The organism is Streptomyces sp. NPDC044704, assembly GCF_056433525.1.
Genome location: NZ_JBWKGY010000029.1, coordinates 25246 through 41079, shown reverse-complemented (window position 1 = coordinate 41079; position 15834 = coordinate 25246). Strand labels below are relative to the sequence as shown.

Here is a 15834-nt window from a genome sequence, read left to right as displayed (position 1 = left end):
CCAGGGCGCAGCCGGGTACGCACGGCGCGGCGCTGTGGCCGGGTCCTCATCCCTGCTGGTGCGCCGGCGGTGCCTGGCCGCTCGTTCCGGGGGTGGGCGGCGGGGAGGTGACGCGCAGTCGCAGACCCGTCGGTTGGAACGTTGTGCGCGGCTTGGGCGTCCGGAAGGCTGCCGGGTCGGGGTGTTCCAGGTGGTGGCGTTCGACGATGGTGGCCAGCGCGAGGACGGCTTGGGTGAGCGCGAACTGGTCACCGATGCATTTGCGGGCGCCCCCGCCGAAGGGCACGAAAGCGTGGCGCGCGGCCGGCTGCGCGGGGCCGCTCCACCGTCCGGGGTCGAAGCGCTCGGGATCGGGATACAGGTCGGGGCGGTGATGGATGAGGTAGGGGCTGAACACGATCGTGGTGCCGGCCGGGATCCGGTGGCCGGCCAACGTGGTGTCAGCGGTGGTGAGCCGCATCGAGAGCCAGATCGGCGGGTAGAGGCGCAGGGCCTCGGTGACGACGACGCGGGTCAGGGGCAGTTGGTCGGAGCCGGGGCTACCGGCATGCAGCGCGCGGCTCGCCTCATCGCGCACCTGGTGCTCGAGGTCGGGGTGCGTGGCGATCAGGTGCAGGGCCCAGGCCAGCGTCACCGCGGTGGTCTCGGTCCCGGCGAAGAAGAACGTCATGACCTGGTCGATGCATTGGGAATCCGACATGCCCTGGCCGTCGCCCTCGCTGTCGCGGGCCTCCAGCAGCATCGAGAGCATGCGGCCGGTGTCACCGCGGGTGCGCTGCTCGGCGACGTATGCGGCAATGGTGGCGTGAAGGCGTCGGGAGGCGCGGCGGTGCCGGGTGTTGGCCAGGGTGGGGAGGGCGTTGAGCCAGTCCGGCTGGAGCGTCCGGCGGTAGGTGCTGGCCACGAGGGTGGCGATGTCGGCGGTCGCCTGGTCCATGGCGGTGGGGTCCGGCCCGCTGCCGAACAGCGTCGCGATCAGAGCCCGGGAAGCGATGCGCGTGGTCTCGTGCAGGACGTCGATGACCTGGCCCTCCTGCCAGGTGCCGATGACCTCGTCGATCTGAACGGCCATCGTCCGGGCGTAGTCGGCCATGAGGCCGGGGCGGAACGCCGGCTGCAGGAGCCGGCGCTGCCGGCGGTGCTCGGCATGGGGGCAGCTGGACACGTTGTTGCCCAGGAACTCGCTGACCCGGTCGTAGATCGGGCCGCCCTTGTCGAATATGCGGTCGTTGACCAGGACCTGGTGCAGCAGCTCGGGGTCGCACACGACGATCGCAGGGTGGGAGCCCAGACGGATGGCGACGAGGCCACCGACCTGCGGGAGGGAGCGCAGAAAGCCCAGAGGGTCGCGCAGCAGCGGTACCGCGTGCCCGAGCAGCGGCAGCGCGCCGGCGGCACGGGGGATGGGTGTGGTGGGGGTGTCGGTCGCGGTCACAGCGCAGCCCTCAAAGTTCCGGTGCGGACAGGATCGGGTGCTCGGACGAGGAGTGGTGCGGCGGATGACGATCCGGGACCGCGGCCAAGCGGCCCGGGGGGACGACTGCGGGTGCCCGGCCGGGCCGGCCAGGCACCCGCAAGTGCGGGCGAGGGTGCGCCGGTGGTCATCGAACCGGGCCGATGAGGGAGGCGACGACCGAGCGCAGAATGGTTCCCGCGGCCGGGGGGAGGACGGAGCCCTCCAGCGCCTGCAGGGCCTGGCAGCGGCGTTCCTCGATCAGCTCCTCGATCCCGGTGCGGGCGCCGGTGCGCTCCAGCACGGCGCGGATCCGCGCCACCTGCCCCCGCCCGAGACGCGTTTCCTGGCACAGGCCCGTGAGCAGATCGCGATCAGTGCCGGTAGCCCGGCGCAGGGCCAGGGCCAGCAGCGCGGTGTGCTTGCCCTCGTGTAGATCCTCCGCCGCGGGCTTCCCCGTCTCCGGCGAATCGCCGAACGCGCCGAGCAGGTCGTCGCGCAGCTGGAACGCCTCACCCAGCGGCAGCCCGAACGCGCTCAGGGCCGCACACACGGCGCCGTCCGCTCCGGCCAGCACCGCACCCAGCTGCAACGGCCGCTCCACGGTGTACTTCGCGCTCTTGAACCGGGCGATGCGCAGCGCCGCCTCCAGGTCAGCGCTCGGCCGGCCGGTGGCGAGCAGGTCGAGGTACTGCCCGTACATCAGCTCCGTGCGCATCCCATCCAGCACCCCCGCCGCCGCGGCGAACCGTTCCGCACTCAGCCCGGCTGTGTGCAGCAGCTCGTCCGACCACACCAGGGCCAGATCCCCGAGTAGCACGGCCGCATCCACGCCCAGCTGAGCGGCCCCGGGGCGCCCCATATGACGGGCGGCGATGGCCTCGTGGGCACTCGGCCGACCCCGGCGGGTAGCGCTGCGGTCCATGACGTCGTCGTGAACGAGCGCGAAGACGTGGAACATCTCCAGCGAGGCGGCCACCTGTAACACCGCGTCCTCATCACCATCTCTCCCGGCCGCGCACCAGCCGGCAACGCACAGCACCGGACGGATCCGCTTGCCGCCGCCCAGCACCAGATCCCGAAGAACGTCGGTGACCTCCGCGGGAAAGCCCTGCGCGATCGCCTGACGCGCCTTGGCGTCCAGGAAGGCTGCCAGCCGCTCATCGACAGCGCTCCGCACACGGCCAGAGTCGAACGCGCGGGCAGCAAGCCCGACGGTGGTCCCGGACAATCGATTCTCCTTCGACGATCCAACCGGCGGGTACACGCGCAAACCCGATCAGGCGAACATCCCCTTCAACGCCACACGAAACGCTGGCACCGGGGGGCGCACGGAAGCACAGGGGTGCCTGAAGCGTTCACGCGACACGCGTGGCGTACATGCCCGCAGCCGGCGCGATGGCCGAACTTCATTGCGCACGCGCGACGGACGTGACAGTTCGACCGGACACGCTCGTGGGCACCTTCACGCCGTGATGAGCATCATGATCAAGGCGAACGTGAAGCCGAGGCCGAAGCACAAGCAGACCAGGGAGAGGAGGACGTACACGGCCGTCCGACGCCCTGAGCGGTGGGTGACCACCCTCGCGGGGTCCTGAGGGTCATAGGCGACTTGGATGGTCTCGGCACCGGTTCTTCCCAGAGCCATGCTCCGGCTGACGCCCGCCGTGTCCGTGTAGATGTACGTCCCCGACCCACGGAGCTCGCCGGGTGTCTCAGCCGCGTTCTCCGCCTCGACGGTGATGCCGCGCCGGGTCAGGTACCACCCCCTGCACGCCGACCACAGCCCCGCAGCACCGCCCGCGATTCCCACTGCTGAGAACAACCCGCCGAGCAGAGTGGCAACCGCCAGCATGAAACCGTCAATCCCGCCTACGCGGATTCCGAAGGCCAAGGCCACAGCGACGAGCACCAGGGCAACGGCAAGCGCTCCCCACCTGAAGGCGCGCCGCCTCCTCTCAGCCTGGGACTCGGTCAGAACGCGCGTGACGACCAGGCCGGAGCCGTCGACCACGACGTCCCCTTCGGCACGCTCGGGCAGAGCACGGTTCACGGCATCTGCGAAGGCCCTGGCGGCTGCCTCGCTCACACCGCCGACCCGGTGGACGGCCGGCGTCGCCCCCACCGCGGCGGTCAGCTCGACGGCGACGGACCGGCCCACGGCGCGTACCCGTTCGATCGCCGCCAGCGGAATGCTCAGCTCCTCATGCGGGCGGCTCAGAAGCAGCGCCCCACCGACGGAGCGGAGAACGGTCTTCTTGCTTCCCTGCAGAACAGGTATGGGAGATGTGATCGACATGATCATGATCGTAGGGCGCAGCGCAGCCCGCGGCTTCGGTATCGCCGTGATCGGGATGGCCCGGGCACCGCCCCGGTCGTCTGGAGGCTCACCTCGCCCCAGCGCCGGATCGACACGAGTACGAGGCGAAGCCGCGCGGACGTCGGTCCCGCACGGTTCCTAGGGTACGAGCACGATCTTGCCCTGGACCCGTCCGGTTTCGCTCAGCTCGTGGGCCTTCGCGGCCTCGGTGAGCGGGAGGGTCGCGGAGATCGTGGGCCGTATGCCGTGCGCGTCGACGAGCTCGGCGAAGGCGGTCAGTACGGCGGGGGTGGGTTCCAGGAAGAACTCCACGAACCGTACGCCGAGTTCGGCAGCGCGAGCCATGACCAGCGTGCGGTCCACGCCGACGCCGACAACGTCGACCAGGATGCCCCCCGGCTTGAGGGTGGGCAGGGAACGCGGGCCGTAGTCGTTGCTGACGGTGTCGAGCACGGCGTCGATGTCGCGCAGGGTCGAGAAGTCCCGGGCCGTGTAGTCGATTGCCTCGTCGACGCCGAGTCCGCGGAGGTATTCGTGCTTGGTGGCGCGGGCGGTGCCGATGACGTACGCGCCGCGGGCCTTGGCGATCTGTACCGCGAGGTGCCCGACGCCGCCGGCCGCGCCGTGGATCAACACCCGCTGGCCCGGCTGTACGTCGGAGAGGGTGATCAGGGCCTGGTAGGCGGTGAAGCCGGAGATCGGCAGGGCGGCGGAGCCGACGTGGTCGAGAGTGCGCGGCTTGGGCGCGATGCGGTCTTCGGTCACCACCACGTGGTCTGCATGACTGCCCTGCGGCGGGACGGTCCATCCGTAGACCTCCTCGCCCATCGCGAAGCGGGTCACGCCCTCGCCGACGCCCTCCACCGTGCCGCTGAACTCGTGGCCCAGGACGAACGGCGGCGGGCCGAAGAAGTCCACCTTGCCGATGCGGACCTTCCAGTCCGCGGGGTTCATACCGGTGGCCCGTACGCCCACGAGCACCTCCCCAGGGCCGGGGGACGGAGTGGGTGTCTCGGCGAGCTCCAGGACGTCGGAGCCGCCGATGGTCTGCTGGGTGATCACGCGTGTCATCGTCATGCCGAGCATTCTGCGCCAGATGATCATGAGAGGGAAAGGGTTTCGCCGCCCGGCGGTGTGCTGGCGTTCCTCGCATCACGACCCGGTGAACCTGCAGGTCACCGCAGTACTGACGGCAGCCTAGACCCGCGCACTCCTGGCGTAGCGCCGTCGCGCCACGTAGCGGAGCAGGGCCCAGATCGCGGCGCCGTTGACGAGGGCGCCGACCAGGACCGCACCGTAGAAGCCGGCTTCGGACCACATGTCGAGCTTGCCGACGGAAGTGTCAGGTGCCACCCAGTCCGCAGGGAGCGGGTCCGACTCCGAGGGGTAGTCCGTGGGCAGCTTCGTGGGCGGCTGCGAGCCTTCGTAGAGGGGCCCCTCGACTGGGGCCGGCTCGTCCAGGGCGGCCGCGGCGGGTCCGAAGGTGCTCAGCAGGAAGAGGCTGACCGGCGCGGTGGCCAGGATCGGCCAGACTCCGAAGAACCCGACATCCCCGGTCCGGCTGACGACCGCGACGTAGACCAGCATCGCGACCACCAGCGCCAGGTATCCCCCGGGCACCCACATCTCGGGCTTCGACCAGCGCCGCACCATCACGTTCCCCGTCCTGTTCCGCTTCGTTCGTCCTGGTGCCAGTCTCGAAGCCGCCGGGGCGCGCCACCTGAGTACGCCTACTTATCCTGGTGGGCTCTACGTACCTGGTCAGAGCCGTGCACGGCGATCACGCCTGATGCCCCGGCGGAGGCCACAGAGCCCATGAGGTCCATCAGCGCGGGCGGGTACACGTACGTCGGGTCGTCGAGCCGGCGCTGTGCTTCCAGGGCGCCCCGGCCATGGTGTCGATCGCCCGGCCCCCAGGTGGTGCCCGCCTGCGCCCTGGAGCCGGGCGCGGACGGGGCGGGATGCTGAGTCAGCCTTGTACCGGCTGTGGGCGGACGCGTCGTTTGTATTCGACGGTTTGTGCGGTCAGGACGCAGGTGGCGAGGACCGCGAGGAGGGCGCCGGTCCACATGGCGGCGGCTGAACCGCTGTCGCCGGCGCCGCTGATGGCGACGCCGCCGATGGCGCTGCCGGCCACGACGCCGAGGGTGATGACGGATGTGTGCACGGTGTTGACCAGGTTTCCGGCTCCGGCGACTGCGACGACCCGGACAACGAGTGCGGGGTTCATCGTGACGCCGACGAGGCCGACCAGGAGTACACCGGGCAGAGCGGCCCAGGGCAGGTGGGCGAAGAGGGCGAGGAGCACCAGCGAGCCGGCCAGGACGAGATGGCCGATGCGCAGCAGGGTGACCGCATGACGGTCCGCGTAGCGGCCCACCAGGTTGTTGCCGATGACGGTGCACAGGCCGTAGCCGAAGAGGATCGCGGTCGTCGCATGGGAGGAGAAGCCCGCGTCCTGCTCCAGCAGGGGGGTGAAGTAGGAGAACGCCCCGTAGGTCGCGCCGATGGTGAGCAGGCTGACGAGGTAGCGGCTCCACAGGCGGGGCGAGCGGAACTGCTGGAGCTCGTCGGCGGTGGCCTGCGCGGAGGCCGCGGGCAGGACGGGCAGGGTACGCAGGTCGAGCAGGCCGATGAGCAGGCCGGCGCCGCCGAGGGCGACGAAGCTCGTCTGCCAGTTCCAGGCGCTGGCGATGGCGTGGCTGACGGGCAGGCCGAGGACTGCACCGAGCATGAGCCCATTGAGGACGATGGTGATCGAGGACGCGATGCGGTCGGGGCTGGGGGCGAGCCTGGCGGCCATGGTCAGGGTGAGACCGAACACGGCGCCGCCGAGAGTTCCTGTCAGCAGGCGAAGCGCGGCGATCCACCAGTAGTCGTGTACCAGGGGGACGGCGGCTTCCATCACCGCGTAGGCGGTGACGACGCCCAACAGCGCAGTCTTGGGCGGGACCTTGCGCAGGGCCCAGGCGATGAGCGGGCCGCCGATGGCCATGCCGAAGGAGTAGATCGAGATGAAGGCGCCGATCGCGGCGGTCGAGGCACCGAGGCTACGAGCCATGTCGGGCAGCATGCCCATCGTCTGCAACTCGCTCATGGCTACCAGGAGCAGGGTGAGCATGAGCCAGTGGAGAGGTCGTTTGTTCACAGCAGGAACTCTTTCTGTATTTTGAAGTCCAAAATTTGGGCATGCCGAGACCAGGGCTTGCCGCCCTCTTCGCTCAGACCAGCAGGGAACGAAGCCCACCGAGCGCGATCCGGCGCAGCATCGCGGGAGTGACTCCGGTCTGCGCGGTCACCCGGAGGCCGGCGATGAGAGTGTTGACCAGGACCGCGCCTTCACCAGCGTCAGGGCCGTCAGGAATGCTTCCGTCCATGCGGCCGGCCCGGATGGCGTCTTCGAGCAGGCCGAGTCGCTCACGCAGGTCTCGCTCGAGGATCCGTGCGATGCGTTCGTCGCGCGCCCGCAGGTCGGGATTCATCAGGGTGTGCACGCCCATGCAGCCGGCGGCATGGCCCTCGTCGCGAGCGACGCGCTCCTCGTCGACGATCGCATCGACGAGCTTCCGGAGCCGGTCGCCACCACTGAGGGAAGTGTCGGTCAGGATCCCCGCCTGAAGCTCTCGCATGGTGGTCGCATAGTGCTCCAGCGCCCGCACGAAGAGTTCATCCTTGGACGTGAACGCGTTGTACAGGCTGCTGCGCCGCACATCAGCGGCCTCACAGAGCTGCTCGGTCGACGTATCGGCGTAGCCGTGGACACGGAACTGAGCCGCCGCCGCTTCGAGCACCGTCGTCTCGTCAAAGGATCGTGGTCTGGCCATGCGTGGACGCTACCACGTTCTGTATCTCGAAATACATAATGCGTCGGCGGAACCACCTGACGCTCCTACGCGGCGAGTCCCGCCGCAGCGGTGCCTACGAGGTTGGGCTCCCTCCAGACGCGGGAGCCGGCACTTGCCAGGGCGGTGACGGGGATCGATCCGCTCGGCGACGTCGACGGCGTCGTCCTGGGCGTCGGCCAGGTGCGGTGGCCGGTGGCCGGAAGCCGTTCCAAGAGGAGGCGGGCTTTGGTTTCCAGATGCTCGGCGTGGGAGGCGGCGGTGTGGCTTTGTGCACGGGTTGTGGTTCTGGCTCAGGTTCGCAAGCGTGTGCTTCTGGCCTAAGAACTAGCTGGTCTGCGGCTACTTCAGGAGCCGGAAGCCGGGTTGCCGACCCCACGCTCTGAGGAATTCCGCTGAACCGTAGGCGGCAGGCCACAGATCCGTCATCATCGCGATGACGCCTGGAAGGCCGGTCACGATCGGGACTTGATCCTCAAGAAGTTCGGCATTGGCGACGCCACCGATCACGTCCATGACAGCAGCGGTCAGCAGGGCCGTGACGACGTGGTCGACCGGCCTGTTGCAGAACGCCATGACGTCGACGGCGTGGGTCGGGGTGAAGCCGATGAGGGGTTCCTGGTCGACTTCGTCGGCATGCTCGGCCTCGAAGATGCCCTCATCGCCGACGCCGGGCCCCATGAGAGAGACCATGACAGGCCGGCGTCCGTCGATGTCCCCGGTTTCGGCAATGCCGAGGCTTTCCGCGTGAATGTTCAGGTCGTACTCGCCGACCCGCTTCTCCTCGAAGTGAGACGAGGAACGGACAAGGAGTTCCCGGAGCCGCTGGACGGCTACGGGTGGGACCGGCTCCGCCAACTCAATCACCAACACCGGACCGCTCATGGCGAGAGCCTAGCCAGCCTGGGCTTCCATCCCTCAACCGGTTACTCAGCGTGCCCTCACCACACAACCTGAGCCAGAGCCAGAGCCAGAGCCAGAGCCAGAACCCGTTCCCGTGAACAAAGCCATGCCCTCCACCTGCGAAGCGCCGCCCGACCGGGTGCCCAGGGCCGCACGGACCGCGACGCCTCCGGGCGCCGTCAAGTTCGGATGCAATCCGCCGCATGCCTTGACGGACGAGACCTGAAGCCGTGCCATGGGAGGACACGCCGCGACGGGGGATGACACGATGGTGGACGAGGGACACGACGGCGCCGGTGGCGAGCCCGAGAGCCACAATGAGGTTCCGCGGGGCGGAACACCGAAACCCCCGAAGGGAAAAGACAATTCGCTTGCCCACGTAGCGTGGATTGTCCTGGCGATCCTCGTCTTAGGGATGATCTTGAGCTCGTTCGGCGATTGCACCGGCAACTGCGTCAGCGACTTCGTACGGTGATGAGCTCTCCGCCGCGGCACGCGCGCCCGTCGTTGGTGCCGCAAACAGCTGACCGGTCAAGCTCGCCTGGCAATCGGTCAAGATCACCTGTTAAAGGATCCAAGCATCCCGGGACACGTCTATGCATTCGAAGGGGAGACCAGGCATGGCGTCCATCCCGAACGACGTGGCAAGGGGACGGGCTCGCCGGGTGAGGGAGTCCCGCCCTTCCCGAACACGCCACCGCTTCCTCCGCCCCCGCCCGGTGTGATCACTGGCTAGGCGCAGCGGACCTTGCTACCTCGACTCCCGCATAGGCCGGCGGGCACTCGAGGTCCGCACAGCGCACCGCTCCCGGCACGGGTCGGAACCTGGCGCCACAGCGGACGCGTCGTGCCTCAGCCCCACCGTCCGGTGTGTCAGCGCCTCACCTGGACAGTGGTCGTAGCCGGCCCGGCTCCCGCCTCGGATACCGTGTTCCTCTACGGGGTGCCATAAGGGATGTGACGCCCCCCACCGGAGGTAGTCAGCGTATGAGTTCAAAGCGCAGCAAGAATCCAGCCCTGCCCGTACTTGACGACGCATTCCGACTCACGTCGGTCAAGGAGGCCGAAGAGTCCACCCGGGACTTGGCGGCGCGGCTGGCCACCACCGAGCTGCGCCGCGCTTCCCACCCGGGCCGGGTCACCTGGGAGCCCACCGATCAGGCCGAGCCCGTACCGGTCCCGCCGACTGTGGTCGACGGTGACGGGGACCTGTGGCTGCGGGACCGGGGCACTGGCACCTGGACCATGCCCGAGTTCAACCCGAAGGAATTCCCTGCCCGCTGTGGCGAGGTTCTGACGTGGAACCAGCTTGCCTGCGAATTCGGCCCGCTGACCGCACTGGCCGACGACCGCCGCATCGGCGGCGGCCGGCGCTGACCGCGCCCCTGAATCGCCCGTTACGGCCAGTTGGGAGCTCCAGCTCACCGCCGACCTCGACGATGGCGGCGAGCAGGTGAGGGTAGTGGTGGCGTGCGACGGCTTAGAGCAGCGTGGTGCGGGCCTGGGCGCCACCCGATGTCCTCGGCGGGGCTGGCGCCGGTGGACCAGCCGGTTACCGGTCGGCCCTTAGACGTCATTTTCTAGCGGCTGAGATGCGGAGCGGACAGTTTCAGGGAAGCCCAGCTCATCCAGCAGCGCGTCGAACAGCTCCTCCACGAAGGTCTCCTGCGCGCGCAGCAGTTCCTCGATCCGAGGCTGCTGCGCCGCAGCGTGTACACCAGCCGCTGACGCCCACACGAGAGCGCTGTCGATACTTGAGGATTGGTTGACCTCGGTCAGAGGTGCGAAGCGCGGCGAGATAGAGGCTGGAGGTTGCGCGTGTGAGGCAACATCCAGACGACATCTGGCGCCGGATCGGTTGAGGCCCCGCCGTGCTGCACGACGCCCCGACAGAGGCACACCGTCGATCTGTGCGCGAGCTCGTGCGGCGGTACGAGACCTGAAAAGCTGCATTGCATGGCCATAGCAAAAAAGGGAACGCGGGTTGTTGTCGTCGACGGGGAGCGCTATCGCTGGGTGGTCGCGCCCGACGACGAGTCCGGCGTGGCGATCGTCGTCCTGCATGAGGAAGTTGATGGACAGCGCATGGTGACGTGGGTTGAGCACGGCGTGGTGGTCGCACCGGGGTTGGTTGCCGGAGCCATCCGGGACGCGTTGCTTCACCACGGTTGGACACCTCGGCTACGTCGCAGGCAGCTCACGTTGCGGTGTCTGGGCAGGAATCCGGCCCCTGCGAATCTGAGGCTGATCGCCTGGCCGCCCGCGGCGTGAGCGAGCGGCTCGTCAACGGTCGAGCTCGGCCAGGCAGCGGCAGGCGCGGGCCGCTCGACCAGCTGACCACGTTCAAAGCGGGCTCCGGCGCGGACCAGGGCGACGAGGTGGGCGCCGTTGACCGAGCGCCGGCGGGCTTGGGCGGATTCGACGAGTTCGAACACCATGGCGAGGGCGGCGGCGCGGGATCCGGCGCCCTTGGTGGCCTTGGTCCGCAGCCGGACGGTGGCGAAGGGCCGAAGCAATGGGGTTCATGATCCGCAGGTCGTGCTGTGGGGCCAGGTGGATGAATCCAGAAATCAGCTGTGGCGGTTCGAAGAAGTCTAGCCCTGGCTCGGTGCGGCAGGTTGCCGGCAACGGAACCGCCGCCTGAAGTTGAAACGGAAGCTTACGCGATCCGCGACCCCCGACCCCCGAGGGTGGGGGCTGGCGCGGAGGACGTTTCCTCCGCGCCGGCCTGCCCGGGAGCGAGGGCGGCGGGTGGTTCAACTACGGCGCCACAGGGCGGGGACGTTCGGAGGCTCCCAGCCGGGAACGGAGGTGTGGGCCTGGATGCAGGTGTGCGCCGCCCCTCCGTAGGTGACCCGGTCGCCGGTCCGGTATGCGGTCCCCGGCGCCCAGGTGCCCCCGGGCGGGGTGCTCGGGCCGGGAGGCGTGACGGTGGGGGACGGTGACGGCGTCTGTGGTATGTCCAGGACGAAGTCGAAGGTGCCCTCCCTCGCCGAGCCGTTCTGACGCACGTTCATGAGCAGCCGGACGTCGAAGATCGAGTCCGTGCTGTTGCGCGGCTCCCCGGGGAAGTACAGCTGGGTGGTCAGCACAGGTCGGCCCGGGGCCTGCACCTTGACGTGGAGGTGCCGGGTGCGTCCCGGATAGAGCCCCGGCACGATGGTCGCCAGCCGGAACGCCCCCTGGGCATCGGTGAACTGGTGGCCCCGGAACGCGAATCCGGTGTTGTCGTACGCGCCGTTCACGTCCGCCTGCCAGAAGTCGAGCAGGGCCCCTGCAACGGGCAGGCAGGCCCGACCGAAGACGTATCCGCTGACCGTGAGCCGCGTGCCCGGGGTGGACGCGGTCACCAGGGAGGTGCGCAGCGGGGAGTTCGGCTTGAAGTAGGGGCCTTCCGTCTGGGGCACGGTGGGGTGGTCGCCGTCGTCGCAGCCCGGGGTCAGTCCGGGCGCGGCGCCGGCCCCGCGCTGCTCACGGGCCAGGGCCGCTCCACCGCCGATGAGCAGCGGTGTGCCGGTGGCGAGGGCGGCGGCCTTGAGGAAGTTCTTGCGGCTCAGCCGGCTCGGCCGGCCGGTGGGGGCGGGGGCGCCGTTCGGCAGTGCGGACCGTGACGGGTTGGTGGTGTGCTCTCCGGGGCTGGGCACGGGTCGGACTCCTTCTCACTTGTGGGGCGGGGAAGGTGGAGTGATCCGGGCCCCCGGGCCGTGGTGGGGCGCGGCCAGGAGACGGGGGCGCGCACCGCTCGCCCGGACCCCCTCGGCGTCAACCTACGGTTCGCTTCGCGGCGGCCGCGATGGACGGGACCCGGGGATCATGGTGAATTCCTCCGCCTTGCGGGCTGCTCCCCGGGCCGATCGCCGCCCGGTAGTCCCCCGGAGTCAGACCGGTTTCGCGCCGGAAGAAGCGGCAGAAGTACGCCGGGTCGGCGAAGCCCGTGTCCCGTGCTACCTGCCGGATCGTGAGGTCGGTACGGGCAAGCAGCCGTTTGGCCTCCAATGTCTGCCGGCGGCGGATCAGCCGCCCGGGGGTCTGGCCGGTCGCCTCCTTCACCAGCGCGTGCAGGTGCCCGGCGGACACGCCCAGCTCCTTCGCGCAGGAGGCCACGGAGGAGTCCGTACCGCCCGGGGAGGCGATCAGGCGGGTGAACGCGGCGGCCAGCTCGGCGGCACGTCCCGGTGCCGCGCTTTCCCGCCCCGGACCCGGCTCGCGGTTGCGCAGGGCCCGGACGATCAGGATGTGCAGGTAGGCGCGCAGTACCCCGGCGTATCCCGTGCGCAGGTTCCGGTACTCGTGTTCCATCTCCGCCAGCAGATCCGGGATCCCGTCCTGGCGGTCCCTCAGGCGCAGCCATGGCCGGTCGGCCAGCAGGTCCAGGGCGGCGGCGTCGTCGGGGTGGGAGAGGAGGAAGTCCTCGTTGAAGAGCATCACCCGACCGGTGAGTCCCTCGATGTCCTCCCAGTGGTGGACCTGGCCGGGTGTGATCACGCAGAGGTGCGGCGGGTCCAGGGGCCGGTGGGCGAGGTCGAGCACGTGCGCACCGCGACCGCCGGTGACGTGGACGATCTCGTAGAACGCGTGCCGGTGCGGGAAGTTCGCGCGGGAGAGCGGCCCGATGGAGTCGAAGGATCCTATGGCGAAGGGCAGGAGGTGCGGGAACGGGACCTCCAGCCGGTGCAGCGGCAGCTTGCCGGTCCGGTGCGTGCTCACGAGGTGATCCGTAACGGGTTCATCGGAACAGTCTGCGACCGGCTCGCCCGCTGGTCCAGACCAAAGGTTGCCGTCCGGGTAGGCCGCGGGCCGAGACGCGCGAGGACGTGCTGGCCGAGACGCAGGTGGGTCTCCTGGTCAACTCCCGCCAGTGGCTCCTGTTGCCGCTGCGGTGTTCCGGAAGGGCGCCAGCCCCGCGTGCAAGCCGGGTTCGAAGGCGGGCTGGGTGTCAGACGGGGCGGAGGGTGGGGTAAGGGGTGAGGGCGAGGTAGTGGCCTGCGGCTGCGTGGGCTGGGGTGGTGGGCAGGGGGAGCATGTGGCTGGTTCCGTGACCGCCGAGTCCCCGGCCGGTCCGGCCGGCCAGGGGGTTGCGGAGCTTGGTGTAGAGGTGATCGGGGCAGAGGGCTCGGGCGTCGTGGAGGTCTTCGGTGCCGGTGATGATGTTGAGGAACGATTCGTGCAGCCGCAGGGGACGTTGGTCGCGGTGGCTGAGTTGCTGGGCTTGCCGGAAGTAGGCGTCGCGGCCGTCGTGGATGCGGTAGAACGCGCCGACGAGGATGAGCAGGCGTTCGTAGGCGTTGCGGTAGGCCGTCTGGTAAAAAGCCCGCGCGGCCCCGTCTTCGACTTCGCCGCGCAGGACGGCGGTGATCGCGGCAGCGGAGAGCAGCCCGCTGTACATGGCCAGGTGCACACCGGTGGACAGCAGCGGGTCCAGGAAGCAGGCGGCGTCTCCGGCGAGGTACCAGCCCGGCCCGCAGAACGCTTCGGCGGTGTAGGAGTAGTCGCTTTCGGTCTTCAGCTCGGAGTCCTGGCGCGCCCCGTGGAGGATCCGCCCCAGCAGGGGGCACCGGCCGAGTGCTTCCTCGTAGACGGCGTCGATGGAACCACGGGCGTCGCGGGCCTGCTGGAAGGAGCGTTTGTCGGTGACCAGGCCGACGCTGAGGGTCCCGTCGTGGAGCGGAATGGCCCACAGCCAGCCGTGGGCTGGTCGAATTCGGAGCGGATGACCTGGAAGCTGTACTGGGCCTCTCTGCCAGGGTCGTCGAAGCCGAGCGCCCACTCCTGGCCGCCCCACCCGTAGAAGGCCCCGCTCTTGCGGACGAATCCGTGCTGCTCGACCGTCTCGCGGACGCCCAGGATGTCCAGCACCGGCAGCAGCGAGGGCAGCAACGACTCCCCGATGTGATATCGCGGGAAGCGTTCGCGTTCCAGCAGCACCACGTCGAACCCCTGCCGTGCCAGCAGCCCCGCGGCCGTCGCCCCCGCCGGTCCGCCGCCCGCGACCATCACCTGCCTGTCCTCACGCACGCACATCCCCCGTCCACTCGAGGTAACGGCTGATTTCGCCTTCTGCCTCACGCTCGCTGCCCGTGCCAGCATGGCCACCATGACGAGTACAGGGCACACGCCGGCCGTCACACAATCACCCGCCCCCGGCCATGGCCGAACCCCGCCCCCTGCCGCACGGCTGACCCCCTTCCCCCCGCTCACCGTCGGCGCCGAAGAAGAGTTCCTCCTGGTCGACCCGCTCACCCGAGAGCTGCGCCCCCACGCCGAGAAGGTCGTGGCCGAAGCCGCCCGTGACCTCGGTGACCGCGTCGGCCCCGAGCTCACCCGCTACCAGGTCGAGACGCGTACCGACCCCCACACCCGCCTCGCCGACTTCGCCGACCAGATCCGCGCCACCCGCCGCTCGCTCGCCCAGGCCGCCGCCCGCCAGAACCTGCGCATCATCTCCACCGGTACCCCCGTCCTCTCCCCGGCCGGCCCCGCACCCCTGACCGACGGCCCCCGCTACGCCGCCAGCGCCGCCATGTTCCGGGCCCTGGACGACGAGCAGATCGCCTGCGCCTGCCACATCCATATCGGGGTACCCGACCTCGCCACGGCCCTGAAGATCAGCAATCACCTGCGCCCCTGGATCCACGTCCTGATCGCCCTGTCGGCCAACTCGCCGTACTGGCAAGGCCGGGACACCGGCTATGCCAGCTGGCGCACCACCACCTGGGGACGCTGGCCCGTCGCCGGCCCCCCGCCGTACTTCGAATCCCCCTCACACTTCGAGGACCTCATCGCGGACTTCCTCACCAGCGGCACGGTCCTGGACCGCGGCGGCCTGTACTGGGACATCCGCCCCTCCCACCATCAGCCCACCCTCGAGTTCCGTGCAGCTGACGCCGCCGCCACCCCCGAGGACACCGCGCTGCTCGCCGGCATCGTCAGAGCGATGACCGCGACCGCCATGACCGCCATCGACGCGGGCGAACAGGCCCCGAAACCCGCCCCGGAGCTCCTGAGGGCCGCCAGCTGGCGAGCAGCCCGCGACGGCATCACAGGCCACGGCCTCGACCCCCTCACCGGCCACCTGAAACCAGCCACCACGCACATCGACCAGCTCCTGGCCCACTTGCAACCCGCACTCCACCACTACGGCGACACCCACCTCGTCCACACGCTCTGGTCCCGCCTGCGTACCCAAGGCAGCCGCCCGGAGGCGCAACGCGCGGCCCATCGCCACCGCGCCCGGCTCACCGACGTCGTCGACCATCTGATCGCCACCACAGCCCCGCAGCCCTGGCCAGCTGCGGATCTGTGCTGAAGAGGCGAAG

14 protein-coding genes and 2 pseudogenes are annotated in these 15834 nt (G+C 69.7%); 2 read left to right on the top strand and 14 right to left on the bottom strand.

From position 1 onward, the window contains the following. Positions 1–46: 46 nt before the first annotated feature. From AC07B0_RS37330 to AC07B0_RS37295, 8 genes are all read right to left on the bottom strand, one after another. Positions 47–1435 carry a cytochrome P450 gene (locus tag AC07B0_RS37330; protein WP_478900225.1) on the bottom strand — a complete coding sequence of 463 codons (1389 nt, stop codon included), beginning with the start codon at positions 1433–1435 and terminating at the stop codon, positions 47–49. 166 nt (positions 1436–1601) lie between these two features. Further along, a complete protein-coding gene (locus AC07B0_RS37325; RefSeq protein WP_478900224.1) occupies positions 1602–2684 on the bottom strand; it encodes a polyprenyl synthetase family protein in 1083 nt (360 codons plus the stop codon). A gap of 234 nt (positions 2685–2918) precedes the next feature. After that, on the bottom strand, positions 2919–3752 hold the full coding sequence (locus AC07B0_RS37320; RefSeq protein ID WP_478900222.1) for a hypothetical protein: 834 nt from the start codon (positions 3750–3752) through the stop codon (positions 2919–2921). Positions 3753–3911: 159 nt separating this feature from the next. After that, positions 3912–4850, bottom strand: coding sequence for an NADP-dependent oxidoreductase (locus tag AC07B0_RS37315; protein WP_478900221.1), 939 nt, complete (start codon positions 4848–4850; stop codon positions 3912–3914). Between the two features lie 120 nt (positions 4851–4970). After that, a complete protein-coding gene (locus AC07B0_RS37310; RefSeq protein ID WP_478900247.1) occupies positions 4971–5426 on the bottom strand; it encodes an SCO4225 family membrane protein in 456 nt (151 codons plus the stop codon). Between the two features lie 316 nt (positions 5427–5742). Continuing rightward, a complete protein-coding gene (locus tag AC07B0_RS37305) occupies positions 5743–6921 on the bottom strand; it encodes an MFS transporter (protein WP_478900220.1) in 1179 nt (392 codons plus the stop codon). A gap of 73 nt (positions 6922–6994) precedes the next feature. Then, complete coding sequence (locus AC07B0_RS37300; RefSeq protein ID WP_478900218.1) at positions 6995–7597, bottom strand: TetR/AcrR family transcriptional regulator; 603 nt, start codon at positions 7595–7597, stop codon at positions 6995–6997. Between the two features lie 360 nt (positions 7598–7957). Then, on the bottom strand, positions 7958–8500 hold the full coding sequence (locus AC07B0_RS37295; protein ID WP_478900217.1) for a DUF6368 family protein: 543 nt from the start codon (positions 8498–8500) through the stop codon (positions 7958–7960). Between the two features lie 1005 nt (positions 8501–9505). On the opposite strand from AC07B0_RS37295, the gene AC07B0_RS37290 reads away from it, so the two are divergent. After that, positions 9506–9895: a hypothetical protein gene (locus AC07B0_RS37290; RefSeq protein ID WP_356877662.1), complete on the top strand. Its 390-nt coding sequence runs from the start codon at positions 9506–9508 to the stop codon at positions 9893–9895. Positions 9896–10084: 189 nt separating this feature from the next. On the opposite strand, the gene AC07B0_RS37285 is transcribed toward AC07B0_RS37290, so the two are convergent. From AC07B0_RS37285 to AC07B0_RS37260, 6 genes and pseudogenes are all read right to left on the bottom strand, one after another. Further along, positions 10085–10684, bottom strand: coding sequence for a hypothetical protein (locus AC07B0_RS37285; RefSeq protein WP_478900215.1), 600 nt, complete (start codon positions 10682–10684; stop codon positions 10085–10087). Positions 10685–10836: 152 nt separating this feature from the next. After that, positions 10837–11037: pseudogene (locus AC07B0_RS37280) on the bottom strand (IS256 family transposase); the annotation flags it as partial. Between the two features lie 237 nt (positions 11038–11274). Next, positions 11275–12162, bottom strand: a complete 888-nt coding sequence (locus tag AC07B0_RS37275; RefSeq protein WP_478900213.1) for a dioxygenase family protein — start codon at positions 12160–12162, stop codon at positions 11275–11277. Between the two features lie 118 nt (positions 12163–12280). Continuing rightward, complete coding sequence (locus AC07B0_RS37270; RefSeq protein WP_356877664.1) at positions 12281–13225, bottom strand: helix-turn-helix transcriptional regulator; 945 nt, start codon at positions 13223–13225, stop codon at positions 12281–12283. A 229-nt stretch (positions 13226–13454) separates the two neighbouring features. Further along, positions 13455–14285 (bottom strand): NAD(P)/FAD-dependent oxidoreductase, encoded by an 831-nt coding sequence (locus AC07B0_RS37265; RefSeq protein ID WP_478900211.1) that lies wholly within the window; start codon positions 14283–14285, stop codon positions 13455–13457. Positions 14286–14326: 41 nt separating this feature from the next. Further along, positions 14327–14512, bottom strand: a pseudogene (locus AC07B0_RS37260) (tryptophan 7-halogenase); the annotation flags it as partial. Positions 14513–14612: 100 nt separating this feature from the next. Here AC07B0_RS37260 and AC07B0_RS37255 point away from each other — a divergent pair. After that, positions 14613–15824 carry a carboxylate-amine ligase gene (locus tag AC07B0_RS37255; RefSeq protein WP_478900209.1) on the top strand — a complete coding sequence of 404 codons (1212 nt, stop codon included), beginning with the start codon at positions 14613–14615 and terminating at the stop codon, positions 15822–15824. Positions 15825–15834: the final 10 nt, after the last annotated feature.